Annotated in this window: 18 protein-coding genes; 4 read left to right on the forward strand and 14 right to left on the reverse strand. The window is 63.1% G+C overall.

All coding sequences use genetic code 11. From position 1 onward, the window contains the following. Positions 1 to 104 precede the first annotated feature (104 nt). The 9 genes from VLK31_RS35730 to VLK31_RS35770 form a co-directional block, all read right to left on the reverse strand. Positions 105 to 665: a zonular occludens toxin domain-containing protein gene (locus tag VLK31_RS35730; RefSeq protein ID WP_409173235.1), complete on the reverse strand. Its 561-nt coding sequence runs from the start codon at positions 663 to 665 to the stop codon at positions 105 to 107. A gap of 3 nt (positions 666 to 668) precedes the next feature. Further along, positions 669 to 974, reverse strand: a complete 306-nt coding sequence (locus VLK31_RS35735; RefSeq protein WP_409173236.1) for a hypothetical protein — start codon at positions 972 to 974, stop codon at positions 669 to 671. Between the two features lie 9 nt (positions 975 to 983). Then, the gene (locus VLK31_RS35740; protein ID WP_409173237.1) at positions 984 to 1,772 is read right to left on the reverse strand and encodes a hypothetical protein; all 789 of its coding nucleotides are present in this window, start codon (positions 1,770 to 1,772) and stop codon (positions 984 to 986) included. Between the two features lie 719 nt (positions 1,773 to 2,491). Beyond that, positions 2,492 to 2,728, reverse strand: a complete 237-nt coding sequence (locus VLK31_RS35745) for a hypothetical protein (protein ID WP_409173238.1) — start codon at positions 2,726 to 2,728, stop codon at positions 2,492 to 2,494. A 96-nt stretch (positions 2,729 to 2,824) separates the two neighbouring features. After that, the gene (locus tag VLK31_RS35750; RefSeq protein WP_409173239.1) at positions 2,825 to 2,968 is read right to left on the reverse strand and encodes a hypothetical protein; all 144 of its coding nucleotides are present in this window, start codon (positions 2,966 to 2,968) and stop codon (positions 2,825 to 2,827) included. Next, positions 2,969 to 3,361: a hypothetical protein gene (locus tag VLK31_RS35755; protein WP_409173240.1), complete on the reverse strand. Its 393-nt coding sequence runs from the start codon at positions 3,359 to 3,361 to the stop codon at positions 2,969 to 2,971. It lies immediately after the preceding gene. Positions 3,362 to 3,987: 626 nt separating this feature from the next. Further along, entirely contained in the window at positions 3,988 to 4,251 is a 264-nt protein-coding gene (locus VLK31_RS35760) for a hypothetical protein (protein ID WP_409173241.1), read from the reverse strand. 5 nt (positions 4,252 to 4,256) lie between these two features. Next, the gene (locus tag VLK31_RS35765; RefSeq protein WP_409173242.1) at positions 4,257 to 4,586 is read right to left on the reverse strand and encodes a hypothetical protein; all 330 of its coding nucleotides are present in this window, start codon (positions 4,584 to 4,586) and stop codon (positions 4,257 to 4,259) included. 29 nt (positions 4,587 to 4,615) lie between these two features. Then, positions 4,616 to 5,809 carry a replication initiation factor domain-containing protein gene (locus tag VLK31_RS35770; protein WP_409173243.1) on the reverse strand — a complete coding sequence of 398 codons (1,194 nt, stop codon included), beginning with the start codon at positions 5,807 to 5,809 and terminating at the stop codon, positions 4,616 to 4,618. Between the two features lie 547 nt (positions 5,810 to 6,356). Here VLK31_RS35770 and VLK31_RS35775 point away from each other — a divergent pair. Continuing rightward, a complete protein-coding gene (locus tag VLK31_RS35775) occupies positions 6,357 to 6,515 on the forward strand; it encodes a hypothetical protein (protein ID WP_409173244.1) in 159 nt (52 codons plus the stop codon). A gap of 569 nt (positions 6,516 to 7,084) precedes the next feature. On the opposite strand, the gene VLK31_RS35780 is transcribed toward VLK31_RS35775, so the two are convergent. Next, positions 7,085 to 7,336, reverse strand: coding sequence for a hypothetical protein (locus VLK31_RS35780; RefSeq protein WP_409173245.1), 252 nt, complete (start codon positions 7,334 to 7,336; stop codon positions 7,085 to 7,087). Between the two features lie 436 nt (positions 7,337 to 7,772). Here VLK31_RS35780 and VLK31_RS35785 point away from each other — a divergent pair, with 436 nt between their 5' ends. Together VLK31_RS35785 and VLK31_RS35790 are read left to right on the forward strand one after the other, a co-directional pair. Continuing rightward, the gene (locus VLK31_RS35785; RefSeq protein ID WP_409173246.1) at positions 7,773 to 8,042 is read left to right on the forward strand and encodes a hypothetical protein; all 270 of its coding nucleotides are present in this window, start codon (positions 7,773 to 7,775) and stop codon (positions 8,040 to 8,042) included. Continuing rightward, on the forward strand, positions 8,027 to 8,878 hold the full coding sequence (locus tag VLK31_RS35790) for a symmetrical bis(5'-nucleosyl)-tetraphosphatase (RefSeq protein WP_409173247.1): 852 nt from the start codon (positions 8,027 to 8,029) through the stop codon (positions 8,876 to 8,878). The genes VLK31_RS35785 and VLK31_RS35790 overlap by 16 nt, the downstream gene beginning before the upstream one ends. Before the next feature lie 42 nt (positions 8,879 to 8,920). On the opposite strand, the gene VLK31_RS35795 is transcribed toward VLK31_RS35790, so the two are convergent. Then, on the reverse strand, positions 8,921 to 10,486 hold the full coding sequence (locus VLK31_RS35795; RefSeq protein ID WP_409173248.1) for a M20/M25/M40 family metallo-hydrolase: 1,566 nt from the start codon (positions 10,484 to 10,486) through the stop codon (positions 8,921 to 8,923). Between the two features lie 109 nt (positions 10,487 to 10,595). Continuing rightward, positions 10,596 to 11,309 carry a GNAT family N-acetyltransferase gene (locus tag VLK31_RS35800; protein ID WP_409173249.1) on the reverse strand — a complete coding sequence of 238 codons (714 nt, stop codon included), beginning with the start codon at positions 11,307 to 11,309 and terminating at the stop codon, positions 10,596 to 10,598. A gap of 96 nt (positions 11,310 to 11,405) precedes the next feature. Between VLK31_RS35800 and VLK31_RS35805 the strand changes: the two genes are divergently transcribed. Then, positions 11,406 to 12,887: a PLP-dependent aminotransferase family protein gene (locus tag VLK31_RS35805; RefSeq protein ID WP_409173250.1), complete on the forward strand. Its 1,482-nt coding sequence runs from the start codon at positions 11,406 to 11,408 to the stop codon at positions 12,885 to 12,887. 24 nt (positions 12,888 to 12,911) lie between these two features. Here the strand turns inward: VLK31_RS35805 and VLK31_RS35810 are convergent, their stop codons facing one another. Together VLK31_RS35810 and VLK31_RS35815 are read right to left on the reverse strand one after the other, a co-directional pair. Further along, positions 12,912 to 13,829 carry an AraC family transcriptional regulator gene (locus tag VLK31_RS35810; RefSeq protein ID WP_409173251.1) on the reverse strand — a complete coding sequence of 306 codons (918 nt, stop codon included), beginning with the start codon at positions 13,827 to 13,829 and terminating at the stop codon, positions 12,912 to 12,914. A 152-nt stretch (positions 13,830 to 13,981) separates the two neighbouring features. After that, entirely contained in the window at positions 13,982 to 14,683 is a 702-nt protein-coding gene (locus tag VLK31_RS35815) for a fumarylacetoacetate hydrolase family protein (RefSeq protein WP_409173252.1), read from the reverse strand. Positions 14,684 to 14,963 lie beyond the last annotated feature (280 nt).

The following is a 14,963-nucleotide window of genomic DNA, read 5'->3' on the forward strand; positions in this document are numbered from 1 at the left end:
TGCAGGCCCGCACACCCGATGTGGTGTACTTCGACTCGCTGCCACGGCCTTCGGCCCAGGCAGCCTGACCCCGCAGGATCCACTTAAAAGTAATCGGAATCTGTTCAAACGAACGGGGCCACCTCTCCATTGCCCTGGCCTTTGAACACCGTAACGCGATAGCGCTTGTCCGAACCAAGCGCGGTCAACTTCAAGAACGTGAATTTTTGATCCACGCGGCGGCGCCACAAAGCGACCAGATCAAGCAACGATTGACCCATCAGCAGCACAGTCATGCCACGGTGCCCGTGTTCGCTCACGAACTGAGTCAGCGCCTCAGTCGCCCGCAACTTGTTAGGCCACCACGTTTGCGTTTCGTCGAAGACATGCAACGCGTTGTCGCGCACCTTTTCGATCCACGCGCCATCGACCTGCACGACCTTCCCGTTTTTCTTTTCCTCGCGCGGGCGCATGTCCTCACGCGTCAACGGAAAGAGGAGCTCGCGCACTCGCTCCAAGGTGATGCCGGCGACCTCAGCGATCCGCGTCTGACATTCTTCGGTCTCCAGCCCCTCCACGTACGCCACAACCTCACGCCCCTTTTGAAGCCAAGGAATGATCAGCGTCGCCATGGCCTCATACGACTTGCCCGCGCGGGGGAGACCTTCATAAAACAGGATGGCCATGGATTACCACTGGAACAAAGTGAAGAACTTGCGCAACATGCGAAAGGCATAACCGCCGCCAACAATGAGAAGCGCCGCAGGGATGCCGCACTGAGACACCACGTAGATGATTCCAGGGTCCATTGCCCCAAAAGTGGAAGCAAGCCCACCACTGAGCCAGCCCGGAATCGGAATCAGCGCAATCAACGCGGTGAAAGCGTCGAGAACCGTCCCGAGGATCGAGATAAACAAGTCCGTGACGAAATCCCAGACTGCCGTGAAAAGCTTGGCAATGAGCTTCAGGAGCCATGCAGTGAAATCGGCGAGCATCAAAGCCTCCTAGTTGTCGATAGCAATGCGAAATGCCATCCACGTCGCGAGCATGAGAAGCACGGCGCGCACGATGGTGAACATGTTTGCTGCGAACGTGGTGCACCAGGTATCGATAACAACGGTCTTGTTCAAAAACGGGATGTTGGCACTTGACTGCGGACAGGACCCACCAGAACCAACGGTGAAAAATCCAGATACCGAACTCCCAAGCGGAGACGACTGCAAAGCATCCTTTGCCTTCGAAAGAGCCTGAGCAACAGTCTTGTCTTTCTTGCCATACAAGTCGCCGATTTCGGCACCCTCGCCACCACACCCCTCAGCAGATGAGTTCTCGCTGCAATTACCCTTCGCCACCTTCCCACCAGCTCCGCCCTGAGTTTTTTGGCAAACCTGATTTTTCGGATCAGCCTGGCACTTCTCGCCAAGTGACTCAGTGCGAGAGCTGGTACTGGTGCTGGTGGCACCAGTGCTACTCGTGGTTGTCGTGTTAGTTGTCGTGGTGCAGTTTGAGCCGTCGCACTTAGTGGTTTCCTTCGAGTCGACCTTCGTACCATCGGCCCTGGTTTCACTAGTGCCCTTGACGCCTTCGATACCTTTGTCAGGCTCAATAGCAATGCACTTCGTAACTCCGTTTACAGTGCCCGGAAATCCGCTTGGGCAAGGGTCAGGAGCAGATTTAGGGGCCGCATCGGTGGCAATAGCATCCTCACATGTAGCGCCGGTCATCACGCCAGTGGCGGACCAACCCATAAGACCAGGCGCCGTAGGGGCCTTCACCTGGTCAGTCAACGTCATAGCGCAACCACGCGGTGCGTCGACACCTGTAAACGGCGGCTCCGGCTTATAACAAGAAGCTTGCGGCGTTGCCGAGGTAGTACCAATAGTTCCAAACTGCGGAAATGTATTCTTCAACGCCGCATGATCCTTACAGAACTGCTCAAGCTCTGACGAGGGTGCAATGCAGCTTTTGTGCGTGGGGTCCTCAACATAGCCGGAATTACAAGTACACGACCCAGAGGCGGCGTGCTATTTGCGGGACAGTACCCAGCAGCACCACTCCACGACACATCACCTACCTGAGTCCCACCATCAGAAGTGCGCTTGACCGTAATTTTGCACACGCCAGATGTAGCCGATGCAGTGGTAATGCTGTCGAGCGTGACAGTCACGATCTGCCCGCCAGAGTAAGGGTTCCCGGCTCCACCGCGCCAAGCTTTGGCGTCATCGCAGGCTGCAGCAATGGACTGCTTATAAGTTGAGCCGGTATAGCCGGCCTTGTAGTTGTAGCCAGTGGGAACAGCAGCAACAGCAAGACCACAGACAAATAACAACAGGGAGCAGATGAACAGCCGCGCGCAACAGCGAGACATGCTCATCGACTCCACAAACCAGCAACAGCAGCAGCACCGCTGACAACACCACAGAAGAATGCGAGCATCAACCACATAACGACCACCTCAAAAAAAAGCCCCCGGGGCTAACCGGGGGCAGGAACTTCGATCCGTCGCAGCCCCTTAGCCGCGAACCATGCCGAGCACCTTGCGGGCGCCCCAGCCGACCACCTTCGGCACCATCATGAGCGCAGCGATGGCGAGAATCGCAGCACCCACGGTCGAGAAATCGACGGCTGCCGTCAGCGAAGAAAAATCGACACCAGCGGCCTGCGCGAAGCTGGGAACTCCGGCAACGGCCAGCGAACCGAGTGCCATGCCAACCTTGTTTTTGCGAACGATGCGAGCGAACTTGTTCATATGAACTCCAGTGATGTTGGTGTCCTCAACATGAGGTTTCACCGGAAGACCCACGGCGTTTCACAACGTTGATGGGCCTTGCGCTGAAAACTCGAATCAGGCATCGCGCATGAATTGCATGATCACCTTGACGCCCTTCATGGTCATCCCAACAACCACCATCACAGCAGCGACAGCCATGCTTGCGTTTGACGCGTGCTCGAATGCGACAAGGCCAAACAAGATGGTCATGAAGTCCATTTAATTCCAACCCTTCGCGTCATCCTCAGCACGGTCAGCCCGCGCTTGGTTCCACGCGGCAGATGTGGCCGGGTCTACTGAATCCCCGAGGAAACGACCAGAGTAGCCGGCGTCATAAGCGGCTGTCACCGTGCTGTGCCGGAATTCGTCTGACTGCCCCTCACCAGCGGCTGCCATGGCAGCAGCGCGCTCATAGACCGCATCCATCGACGTGCGCTGCTCACCATCAGACCAGAACGCCTGTTCGTGGGAAACACCACCGTCGAGGAGCGCCAGCACTCGCTTGGCAGACCACTCAATCACCAAGACCACCATCAACAGGACACAAATCGCCAGTAAGGCAACGGACACCCCGGAGAAATCAGCGGATGAAGAAACCTGCGTGAAATCCATACAGCCTCCCGGCGTAGTTAACGAAAAAACCGAAGTACCGCACCAGCGCCCCAACTGACGAGGTAGCTAACCAACACCATCGTGAACCCGACACCCCAGACCTCAGCGAAGTCAGTCGGCGACGGAAATGCAATCCCGGTGACCGCGCTCAACTCCGATCCGGTAATCAGCACAACCGGGCATGTAGCCATGTCGGCAGGTTGATTCGCAGCTACCACAAGGGCGCCAGCAGCATCGGGTTGAGCGCAGATCACCGCCCACCTCCAAACAGCTTGAAAACAAGCCCTACGAGGCGAGCAGCGACCGAGCCAACAACGCGACGCACGAAGTAGCGGATCACCTGGCGTCACTCCCCGAACTGGGGACGGTTGCCAGGCGCCTTTCCTCCCGATTGATTCGGGACTGCAGCGCCCTAGCAATCAGCACATGCCGACGCTGGGCAGCACGCACACGAGCGTCGAAAGGAGCAGCTGCACCGCGCCGGCGAAACGAAGTTGCCAGCACCGAGATCAACTCATGAGCGACACCCCCCACGACGTAACCGACCAAGCCAGTCAGAAACGCCATAAGCGCCAACGACTCGAACGCGACCTTAAGGTCATCAAGATCAAAATAAGCCAACGGCATCAGTGAGCCCCTTCGCCGTTACCGGCAACGAATTGCGATTGGTGTTCATCGGTGTCATCGGCAGTGCCAAGAACATCGAGGTCAACAATGACGGCCTGATCGTCCATGTCGGCCCAGTCATGCACGAGCTGAACAGCACGTTCAGGGTCATCCACCACACCGCCGCCAGCTTGGCCAAGCGATCGCACCCATTCAGGCTGGCCATCGTCAGCAGATAGCGCGAGGAATTTCCCCGTCGTCAAACTTTGGACAATGAGCCGCATGGCAGTCAGGCCGTGGTGGCGGGTTTCGCCGTACGGTCGACCGCGCGGTCCATCGGCTTGATGTCCACGAGGGTCAGCTTGGTCTGGTTGTCGGACGCGGCCACCACGTCGAAGGTGCACAGCACTTGGCACGGCAGCGACTTGCCCAGGTGCTTCCACTTGTCGAATTCGTCGGACTTGCCGAACTTGAATGGCCGGGTGCTGATGCCGATGGCTTCGCCGCTTCCGTTGGTTGCAATGTCGGCATCGAGGTGGAACGTGGTGCTGTCGAAGCCACGGCCTTCGTAGTCACCCTTAGACTGCTTGATACCGTACAGGGTCGATTGGCTTTGCATGCGCATGATTGATTTACTCCAAGCCCGATTTATTGAAGGCTCTGCGCGACTGGGCCAGATCGCGGAACCACGAATTGAGCGAACGCAGCGCTGTAGGCCTCAGACAGGTCGGCATGCGAAAAGGAAGACAGCCGCTTAGGCTTCTTTTTGTCGGTGACCAGCTCGAGAAACTGTTCTTCGGTCAAGTACTTGAACGCGAGCGCAATAGACGGCGCGGCGTTGTTGAGCAGGTGCAGCGCATTGCGAGTGCATTCGGCCTTGACGTGCATCAGCGCGGGCTTCGGCGTGTAGGCGATGTATTCGGCCGCAGCCACATCCCCGGCCTCACGCAGGACAGCGGCATGCCAGTCACTGGCACCTGCAAAGAAGTCGGAAGGGCGGCGCAGAAGGTCCGTGTCCAGCACGCGCACCTTGTTTCCATAGCGCAGCTCGAAGCGCAGCCACTTGCTGCCGACCTTTTCGCCGAAAAGCTGGTCACCCTTTTCGTAGATGTTGGTCTCTTTTCCAGCGTCCTTGGAACCAAGGTAAAGAGACCTGGAGCAGCCCTTCGCCCAGTTGATATCTCGCAGCGCGGGGGTGTGTCCATAGCTGTCGCAGAGCCCTGCACGGTACTCTTCGAGCACGCGTTCGATGCCACCTGAGAAGCCATCGAAGAAATCGAGCGCGAGGTCAGCGCGCGTGATCTTGCCTTGCAGCTCGTCGATGATTCGGGCCATGCGTTCGGCCCATCCATGCTCTGCGAATGTGCAGGCAACGCCGTAGAGGTTGACGTGCAGAGACTCGGCCTGGGCACGTTGTTTGGGGCTGTCTGAGGCGGCGCCGAAGCCTACCCAACCAACCTCTGCGCCGTTGCGCTGAATGGGCCAACGGCGTTTATAGAAGTCATGCCCCTTGAGCGCTTCTGTACCGCGGTTGAATTCGAAGCCCAGCGCCATGCAGACGCGATCTGCGAGGTCTGCACCCTGTCCGCAAGCATCGCGCTCATGGTCGGGCAGCTCGTTGATAAGGCTCAGAAGCTTGTTGAGCCGGTAGCCTTCATCCCAGATGTTGGTGGACTCGGCGCGCTTGTCGGTGAGAAAGGGCGGAGCGTTTCGAAGGCGCACGGTAAAACGAAGCCAATCGATATGAACCATCGAGTTGGAGGCTTGACGTTCGGCCATCAAACGAACCTTCACAACATTGCCGTCGAGCACCAATGCGGTCTTGTCTTTGACCTTCGTCATATCGTCGTCCCACCTTCTGAAATTTGATATACCCCGTGATTACCATCGGGGCACTCCTGGCACTTCCGCCCGTCGCTGCCGCCCACCATCGGCGCCGCGCAGGCGCGTCGCTCGACGGCGGGGGCAGAAGCCGTGACTTCGCAGCCAGCGCAGTTGCGGTCGCAGCGGTCAGCGAGGTACAGGCATTGCAGAAGGCATGCGCCATCGGCTTCAGGCGCGTCCTGCGGACCAGGCTCTGGCACTTCGGGTTGAGCCACCGGGTACGGCGTCTCAATCGCTTGCGCGACTAGCGATCCTTCGCGCTTCAGGGTGATCAACGGCAGTTGCCGAGCTACGTCTCTACGAGCCGCAGCGGGCAAGGGGCCATGGCTGCACGCCATGGAACAACCGTTGGGCAAGGAAGGGGGAGAGGCGAAGGCCCAGGCACGCAATGCGCGCTGCGCGGCCTCGTACGCCGTCATAGCGGTCATGCGCGTTGCTCCATGCCAAGAGAGCGACGGCGAAAGGCAGCGGCGCGCAACAGCAGCGGATCGTCTGAAGCCTCCTCATGGGCGATCATCTCCAGCACCATCTTTCGACGGTGCTGCGCGACGGTCAGGCCAACGCGACGGCACAGAACATCGACCTGGTCACTCTCTCCCCATTCCGGGGAGTCCTCAGCCTGGTCAGCGCTTCCCCGCTCTGGGGACTGCTCGACCAGGGATGAGACGGAGCGCGGTCCCCGAAGTGGGGAAGCGACACCAGGCGACGAAGCAGCGCGTGGATGGTCACCGCAGATACCGCCCGTGCGCACCTCAAACCCGTGTTTGCGACACGACCAATAGGTGACCTGCTTCAGGCCGTTTTCTTCGCCAGTCATAAACTGACAATTGCGGCAGCAAGGCCGCGCCTGAGGCGTCACGTACCCTACCTGCTGGTGCTTCGGAATAAGCCTCATAGCCGCCCCTGCTGACCTTCCAGACGAAGGCATGCGACCTTCGCGCGGTCGGGTTGGACACCACGACGAACGAAGGCCGAACAGACGGCGGCATCGTCGCGGTATTGCGCAGAAGCCTTAGCCGAACCATCACGGATGCGCGACGGATCGGAGAGCTAATGGCCACGAAGGCGCGACGCTTCCATTCGAGCTTTTCAGCGGCAAGCATTAGCACCCCCGCCCAATGAGAAATTGAGCAGCGTCGCGCAATAGCGCATCCGTGACGCCCACATCGGCGCCGTACCGCTTGCGCCAAGCTCGATCACGAATCAACCGCCGAAGATGACGGGCCGCCGCGCTCATTGCAGCCCCTTGGAGCCATAGAGGCCGACTTGTTTCCAGTTGCGATTGGTCAACGCGAAGCGCGTCAGCGACTGCATCACCTCATTGCGCGAGACGCCGAGCTGCTCGGCAATCTCTGCAATGGTCTGGGCAATTTCTGGCTTGTCGCTGTAGTCGATGCGGGCGCGCTTGGCGCGATGGGCACGAACGCGAGCAGCGTCATCGGTGTGGACTGGGGGTCGACCAGCGGCAGCGCGGACGATGGTCATGCGGCCACCTGCAGGCGATGCAGCGACTCCACCAGACCGTTCACGCACCGGGCAACGGGAGGCCGGGCCGCGAACTTATAGAGACGAGGCCCCTGATCGCAATGAGCCACAACTACCCATCGCTCAGGGAAGGCATCAACACAACCACGAGCAATCCAACGCTCCACACCTGCATCGATTACCGCCTCCCGACGACGCTGACGCAGGGTGCACGCCCCCGACCCCGACGAGGCCGGAGCCGCCACAGCTTTGACCTCTGCGGTTTGTTCGGTCAGGGGCGCACAAACGGGCAAAGCCGCGAGTTGGGCGGCTCTGGCGAAATCAGCGAATGAAATTTGATGCATGGCGGCTCCTAGTGGCAAAATGGTGTACCCAACGCGTAGCCCGTTTCCGGATACCGTTTTGGTATTTTACCAATTTGATAAGAGGTGTCAACATGTTTTTCGAAACACTTGAAAAGATGACGGCCAACGACGCGCGCGCGATGGCGGCTCATGGCGTACCTCAACCGCGTATCAGCGAATGGCGGGCTCGCAAGCGCATACCGACCCGCGCACAGGCACTGGCACTGGCGACCGTGATGAGCCTCAATTTCGATCACCTGGAACGCGAGCTGACCATCCTCGAAACGGAAGCTGACGCGAAGAAGAACGACGGCTTCGCGTCGCTACTCAAGACGCTCAAGGGTCAATGGCACTTTTCTTGATTGGCGACCTGCAAGGCTGCGACGCCCCGCTGGGCCGCCTGCTGCAGAAGATCGATTTCTCCCCCAGCCGCGACACCATCGTGCTGCTGGGCGACCTGGTGAACCGGGGCCCTGATTCCCTCGCGGTGCTGCGCCGCGTGCAGGGTTACGGCGCCTCGGCGCTGAGCCTGCTGGGCAACCACGACCTGCATCTGCTGGGCGTGGCGCATGGGGCGCGCAAGGCCGGCCGCAAGGACACGCTGGCCGGCCTGCTGGCCGCGCCGGACAGCGAGGCGCTGCTCGACTGGGTGCGCAAGCAGCACATGGCGCTGCACATGCGCATCGGCACTGGGGACCTGCTCATGGTGCACGCCGGCGTGCTGCCGCAGTGGACCGTGAGCGACGTGCTGGTGCTGGCGTCGGAGGTCGAATCGGTGCTGCGCGGGCCGGCGCTGGGTGAATTCCTGATGACGATGTACGGCAACGAGCCGGCGCAGTGGCATGACAGCCTCACCGGCAGCGCCCGCCTGCGCGCCATCGTCAACGCGCTGACACGGCTGCGTTTCTGCTCTGCCGACGGGGTGATGGAGTTCGAGGCCAAGGACAGCGCCGCCACCGCGCCCGAGGGCTTCATGCCCTGGTTCGACGTGCCCGGGCGCAAGACGGCCAAGGCCACGATCGCCTTCGGCCATTGGTCGACACTGGGCTGGCTCTCGCGGCCCGATCTGCTTTCCACCGACACGGGCTGCGTGTGGGGCGGCTGCCTGAGTGCGGTGCGCATCGGCGCGACGCTGGACGAGCGCGAGCTGATTCAGGTCGACTGCGAGCAGGCGCAAGAGCCGGGCAAGGCCGGCTGAACAAGGCGGCCGGCATTGGCTGCCGGCTTGGCTGCAAGGGCGTCAGAACGGCTGCGTCATCAGCCCGTACACCGTGCGCACACCGCTCACATAGTTGCCCATGCGCAGGTTCTCGTTGGCCGCGTGCTGGTTGTTGTCGGCGTTCACCAGCGGAATGATCGCGAAGGGCACGGGCAGCACGCGCACAATTTCCGCCGTGGGCACGGTGCCGCCCATCATGCGGATGCGCACCGGCTCGGGCTGGCTGCCGAAGGTTGCGGTCAGCGCCTTGTAGGCCCACTGCCCCACGGGCGAATTGATCTGCGAGCCCGCCGCGTCGCCGCCCTCGCTTTGGTACGAGAAGCTGGCGATCTTGTCGTAGCGGGCGCGCTCCTCGTCGGTCGGCTCGCCCTTCACCAGGTGGTAGCCCTGGTGCTCGATGTGCTTCTGAATCTGCTGGCCCAGCCAGGCGGCATTGGAGTCTGGCGTGGTGCGCAGGTCCATCTCGGCCACGGCCTTGTCGGGAACGATGTTGGCCACCTTGTCGCCCACCGACGCCGCGGCCATGCCGCGCACGTTCAGCGAGGGGTACTGCATGGCCTCCTGGTAATTGGCGCCGACCTTGTCGGTCTGCGCGATGCCCAGGCGGCGCTTGAGCGCGGCCTCGTCGTCCGGAACGGCGGCCATGATCTTGCGGTCGGCCTCGGCAATCTTCACGTGGGCGTAGTAGCCGGGCACGGTCACGCGGCCCTGGTCGCTCTTCATCGAGGCCAGCAGGTTGGCCAGGCGCTGCGCCGGGTTGGGCGCGTAGTTGCCGTAGTGCCCGCTGTGCAGTGGCACCTTGGCGCCGTACACCGTGAGCCGGGCCTCGGCCGCGCCACGGTTGCCGAACACCAGCGTGGGCCGGTTGGTGGCGTGCATGGGGCCGTCGTGAATGACGATGGCGTCGGTGCGCAGCAGGTCGCGGTGCGCCTGCATCACCTTGCTGATCGACGGCGAGCCTTTTTCTTCCTCGCTGTCCAGAATCACCTTCACGTTGACCGCGGGCTGCCCGCCGCCGGCCTTCAGCGCGTCGATGGCGGCCAGCATCATCATGATCGGGCCCTTGTCGTCGGCAGACGCACGGCCGAACACGCGCCATTCGGGGTCGAGCGGGCCGCTGAAGAGCGGCGCGGAATCGATTTCTTCCCACGCGCCGTTGGCCGCCTTGCGCTTGAGCACTGGCGTCCACGGGCTCTTTTGCGCCCATTGCGCGGGCACGACCGGCTGGCCGTCGAGGTGCATGTAGAACAGCACCGTCTTGCGTGCCGGGTCGCTGCCCGGGTACTCGGCGTAGAGCATCGGCTTGCCATCGTTGGGCAACTGCTGCGTGGTGAAGCCGCGCTTGCGAAAGGCCTGCTCCAGCCACTCGACGTTCTTGCGGATGTCTTCCGGCGAGATGGCGTCGTTGGGCAGGGACAGCAGCTCGAAGTACTCGCGGTAGCTGGCCTGCGCATGCCGTTCGGCATCGGCCGGAGAGAGTTCGGCCGCGCCGGCAAGGCTTGCCATTCCGGCCATGCTGGCGGTGGCGAGCAAGGCCGCTGGGAGCAGCGCAAGCAGGCTGCGCGGGGTTCGATGCTGGAAGGGCATGGGGAATGAGCCTTTGTGACAGTTCTGCGGCAGTCTAGGCACACCGGCGCCGCTGAACCATTGCTTATTTCTTGGGCTCTCGTTGCTTTCAGGGCAACGCCCGGCTGTGTCAGGAGGGCAGCCGGAACTTGTCGAGCGACATGCGCTGGCGGCCTTGCGCGTCGAAGTTCTCCGCCGACAGCCAGCGCTCGAACGCGGTGCGCAGCACGGGCCATTCGGTGTCGACGATGGAAAACCACGCCGTGTCACGGCTGCGGCCCTTGTAGACCACCGCCTGGCGAAAGATGCCTTCGAACTGAAAGCCCAGCCGCAACGCCGCGCGCTTGGAGGGCTCGTTGAAGTTGTCGCACTTCCATTCGTAGCGGCGGTAGCCAAGCTCGTCGAAAGCGAGTTTCATCAGCAGGTACTGCGCCTCGGTGGACAGCGGCGTTTGCTTGAGCAGCGGAGAAAAGGTGACGCTGCCCACCTCGATGGCCCCGTGCGTGGGGTCGATGCGCATCAGCGCGAGAGTGCCGACCGCGCGGCCGCTTTGCTTGTCGATGACCGCGAAATGCAACGGGTCGGTGCTTTGTGCCGCGCGCTCCACGTAGGCGCGCGTGCTGTTCAGGTCGGTGGGCCGCTCGACGAAAAGGTAGGTCCAGTCGCGCCCGTCGGGCGCCTGCGCATAGGCGGCGTACAGGTCGTCGGCGTGCCGGGCGGCGTCCAGCGGCTCCAGCGTGCAGAAGCGGCCCTCGACCGGGCGGCGCGGCGGCAAGGCGCGCGGAGCCCAGTCGGGAACATCGGGGCCGATGGATTGGCCGAATTCGTTGAGGCGGGCGGGCATGGGGCGTCTTTCGGAAAAAGCAGGAATGAACGGCAGCGAAGGACGTAAAGTAACCGCATCGTGGCTCTGACGGAAGTGCCACAACCGGTTCATTTGATGGTGCCACGCCCTACCCTCTCCCCCACTGCCTTGCTGGAGTCCCCTCTGGTGAAAGACCGCGACGCGGGCTCGATGCAGCGGCAGTTGTACGAGCGGCTGCAACGCGCCATTCTGGACGGCAGCCTGGCGCCCGGCAGCCGCCTGCCCGGTTCCCGCGCACTGGCCGAGGCGCTGGCCATCTCCCGCAACACCGTCACCGCAACCTACGAGCACCTGGCCGCCGAAGGCTATGTGCAGCCCGACCGCCAGGGCACGCGCGTGACGCATCTGTCGTCTTTGGCGCTGCAGAAAAAAAAGCGCGTGCGCAAGACAGCCGGCACGCCCGCCACGGCGCAGCGCCTGGCGCAGATCAAGCCCGGCGCGCCCCGCGCCGAGACCGACGCGGCGCTGCGCCCCGGCGTGCCCGCGCTGTCGCACTTTCCCCTAGCCGCCTGGCGCCGCGCGCTCGACCGCGCGATTCGCGGTGCCGGCTCGGCCTCGCTCGGCTACGGCGATCCGCTCGGCGAGCCCGCGTTGCGCGCGGCCATTGCACGGCACCTGTCGATGGCGCGCGGCGTGCGTTGCGCGCCGCATCAGGTGGTGATTGCAGAAGGCGCGCAGGAAGCCATTTCGCTGTGCGTTCGCCTCCTGTCGAACCCGGGAGACATCGGCTGGGTAGAAGACCCCGGCTACCGCGGCGTGAAAGCCGCGATGCACGCAGGCGACATGCGCGTGGTGCCCGTGCGAGTCGACGCCGAGGGCTTGTGCGCGAGCGACGCGGACTGGCTGCGGCACCCGCCACGGCTCATCTACACCACGCCCTCACACCAGTACCCGGTGGGCGCCGTGCTGAGCATCGCGCGCCGGCTCGACCTGATCGCGCAGGCACGCCAGCACGGCGCGTGGATCATCGAGGACGACTACGACAGCGAGTTTCGCCACACCGGCGAGCCCATCGGAGCAATGCAGGGGCTGGTGGAAGACGCGCCCGTGCTCTATGTCGGCACCTTCAGCAAAACGATGTTTCCGTCGCTGCGGCTGGGCTTTTTGGTGCTGCCGGAAGAGCTGGCGCCCGGCGTGCAGGCGCCGCTCGAAGAAATGCTGCGCGGCGGCCACCGCTTCGAGCAACTGGCCATGGCCGACTTCATCGAGAGCGGCCAGTTCACCCGCCACCTGGGCCGCATGCGGCGGCTGTACCGCGGCCGGCAGCAGGCGCTGCGGCTGGCACTGCACAAGCACCTGAAGGTGCCGCACGAGATCGAAGGGGGCTACTGCGGCCTGCACCTGACGGTGCGGCTGCCCGCGCACTTCGACGACCGGCAGATCGCAGCCGATGCGCTGCGGCGCGGCATGGCGCCCTCGGCACTGTCGGGGTTTGCGATGCAGCCTCTGGCCACCGACAACGGGCTGGTGCTGGGGTACGGCAACACGCCGACGGAACTGTTCGAGCCGCTGGTCAAGCGGCTGTCGCTGCTGGTGCGGGCGTCGCAGCGGAGCTAGCCAACCTGGCCCTGAACCTGAACGCTAGCCGCGCGTGCTCACCACGTGGTCACGCCGGAAGTTTCTCGGCGTGCTCCCCACCCACTGCCTGAACCGCCGATTGAAATACGCCTCGTCCGTGAACCCGCACTGGTGCGCAATTTCGCGCACCAGCAGCGAGGTGGACGACAGCAGCTCCTTCGCCCGCTCGATGCGCCGCTCGGTCACCATGTCGGTGAAGGTGCGGTCGGTCTCCTTGCGCAGCAGGTTGGCCAGGTAGTTGGGCGAGAGAAACGCGGCGGCCGCGGCGTCGGTCAGAGACAGCGGCTTGTCGAGGTTGTCACGCACATAGCGCACCACGCGCTGCAAGGCATCGCGCTGCGAGGTCTTGCCGTTGTGCTGCAACGAAAGGCGCATCAGCGCCTGCTCCTGCCGCATGCAGGCCAGTCCGATGATCTGCTGCACGATGCCGCGCATCGCGATCTTGGCGCCAAAGTTGCGGCCGGCGTTCAGCGCATGCAGCTCGTCGAGCCAGCCGCGCACGCGCGCGAAGTCGGCCTCGTCGAAGGCGAAGTCGACGTACTCCTGAAACAGAAAAGGCGCCAGGTCGGGGTAGCGCGCGAGCGATATGTCGTCGAGGTCGAGCGCATCGACCTCCAGCTCTGGCCACAGAAAACGCTGGTCGAAGTTGACGATGCAGTACAGCGCGTCGCTCGGGTGCGGAATGACGTGCACCCGGTACGGCAGCACAAAGCTCAGGTGGCGCGGGCCAAAGGGTCGCACCTCGCCGCCGATGGCCTGCTGCGAGCTGCCCTCAATGCCGATCTGAATCTGGAAGTACGCATGCCGGTGCGGCAGCGTGAGCTCGTTGCGCGCACCCTGGAAGCGGATGTCGAAGTCGAGGTGGTCGGCACGCTCGTGCATGCCGTAGGTGCGAACGGACGTGGGGGGAGAGGGGCGCATCGGGGCGGGCGGGTCGGCAACAGGTCGGCAGCGTTGGCCCGCAAGGGTACGCCAACTTGCCGGCCTTAGCCGAGCGCACCCCCAGCGATGCACTGTGACGCCCTCTGACGCACTGCAGGTCTACCGGCCCGCAGCGCGCTCCCTCGTCACCCTCAAACGACCACGACTTCCAGCGCGCCGATGCCCGCCACGGTGCCGCGCATGCGGTCGCCGCGCTGCACGGCCGCCACGCCGGCTGGGGTGCCAGTGAAGATGAGGTCACCGGGTTGCAGGGTGAACAGCGTCGACAGGTAGGCGATGGTGTCGGGCACGTTCCAGATCATGTCGGCGAGGTCGCCGACCTGGCGTTGCGCGCCGTTCACTTCGAGGCGGATCTCGCCGGCCGCCGGGTGGCCGGCCGTGGCCACGGGCACCAGTTCGCCGCAGGGCGCGGAGCCGTCGAAGGCCTTGCCGGTGTCCCAGGGGCGGCCCATTTTCTTGGCCTCGGCCTGCAGGTCGCGGCGGGTCATGTCGAGGCCCACGGCGTAGCCGTAGACGTGCGCGAGCGCGTCCGACGCGGCGATGTTCGCCCCGCCGGTCTTCAGCGCCACGACGAGTTCGATTTCATGGTGCACGTCGTTCGACTGTGTGGGGTAGGCGAACTCGCCTCCGTCGGCCACGATGGCGTTGGCGGGCTTCATGAAGAAGAACGGCGGTTCGCGGTCGGGGTTGTGGCCCATCTCGCGGGCATGCTCCGAGTAGTTGCGGCCCACGCAGAAGATGCGGTTGACCGGAAAACGGGCGCTCTCGCCCTGAATGGGCAGCGAGTGAACGGGTGCGGGGGAGACGGCGTAGAGGGTGTCTTTGGAGGTCATACACCGACTCTAGCCCCGGGCGCTTTCCTTCTTGCGGACGTATCTATGCGGGTCTTGGACTCAGCTACGTTTCTGGCGTTGTTCAGGGTTCGCTTCAGGGCGCGTGCACAGGCCGCCGGGTACTCCCCTCCGCGAATGTCCCCCGGGCTTCGCCCTCCTCCTGATATTGTTTCCACCGCTCCCGTAGCGCTGAAGGGAGCCCGTTCGGTGGACCCTGTTCTCCTCCTTGGGTTGTTTAGCCCGCAATAAAGAGTGGGGACCCGGACGGATTCGACGCTGT

This window comes from Variovorax sp. H27-G14, assembly GCF_046156345.1.
GTDB lineage: Bacteria > Pseudomonadota > Gammaproteobacteria > Burkholderiales > Burkholderiaceae_C > Variovorax.

Coding starts and splice junctions, on each gene's coding strand:
- VLK31_RS35730 (WP_409173235.1), bottom strand. CDS start 665: ATGGCCATCCTGTTTTATGAAGGTCTCCCCCGCGCGGGCAAGTCGTAT.
- VLK31_RS35760 (WP_409173241.1), bottom strand. CDS start 4,251: ATGCGGCTCATTGTCCAAAGTTTGACGACGGGGAAATTCCTCGCGCTA.
- VLK31_RS35795 (WP_409173248.1), bottom strand. CDS start 10,486: ATGCCCTTCCAGCATCGAACCCCGCGCAGCCTGCTTGCGCTGCTCCCA.
- VLK31_RS35785 (WP_409173246.1), top strand. CDS start 7,773: ATGTTTTTCGAAACACTTGAAAAGATGACGGCCAACGACGCGCGCGCG.
- VLK31_RS35790 (WP_409173247.1), top strand. CDS start 8,027: ATGGCACTTTTCTTGATTGGCGACCTGCAAGGCTGCGACGCCCCGCTG.
- VLK31_RS35800 (WP_409173249.1), bottom strand. CDS start 11,309: ATGCCCGCCCGCCTCAACGAATTCGGCCAATCCATCGGCCCCGATGTT.
- VLK31_RS35755 (WP_409173240.1), bottom strand. CDS start 3,361: ATGGATTTCACGCAGGTTTCTTCATCCGCTGATTTCTCCGGGGTGTCC.
- VLK31_RS35765 (WP_409173242.1), bottom strand. CDS start 4,586: ATGCAAAGCCAATCGACCCTGTACGGTATCAAGCAGTCTAAGGGTGAC.
- VLK31_RS35810 (WP_409173251.1), bottom strand. CDS start 13,829: ATGCGCCCCTCTCCCCCCACGTCCGTTCGCACCTACGGCATGCACGAG.
- VLK31_RS35780 (WP_409173245.1), bottom strand. CDS start 7,336: ATGACCATCGTCCGCGCTGCCGCTGGTCGACCCCCAGTCCACACCGAT.
- VLK31_RS35805 (WP_409173250.1), top strand. CDS start 11,406: ATGGTGCCACGCCCTACCCTCTCCCCCACTGCCTTGCTGGAGTCCCCT.
- VLK31_RS35745 (WP_409173238.1), bottom strand. CDS start 2,728: ATGAACAAGTTCGCTCGCATCGTTCGCAAAAACAAGGTTGGCATGGCA.
- VLK31_RS35775 (WP_409173244.1), top strand. CDS start 6,357: ATGGGCGATCATCTCCAGCACCATCTTTCGACGGTGCTGCGCGACGGT.
- VLK31_RS35740 (WP_409173237.1), bottom strand. CDS start 1,772: ATGACGTTGACTGACCAGGTGAAGGCCCCTACGGCGCCTGGTCTTATG.
- VLK31_RS35735 (WP_409173236.1), bottom strand. CDS start 974: ATGCTCGCCGATTTCACTGCATGGCTCCTGAAGCTCATTGCCAAGCTT.
- VLK31_RS35770 (WP_409173243.1), bottom strand. CDS start 5,809: ATGACGAAGGTCAAAGACAAGACCGCATTGGTGCTCGACGGCAATGTT.
- VLK31_RS35815 (WP_409173252.1), bottom strand. CDS start 14,683: ATGACCTCCAAAGACACCCTCTACGCCGTCTCCCCCGCACCCGTTCAC.
- VLK31_RS35750 (WP_409173239.1), bottom strand. CDS start 2,968: ATGGACTTCATGACCATCTTGTTTGGCCTTGTCGCATTCGAGCACGCG.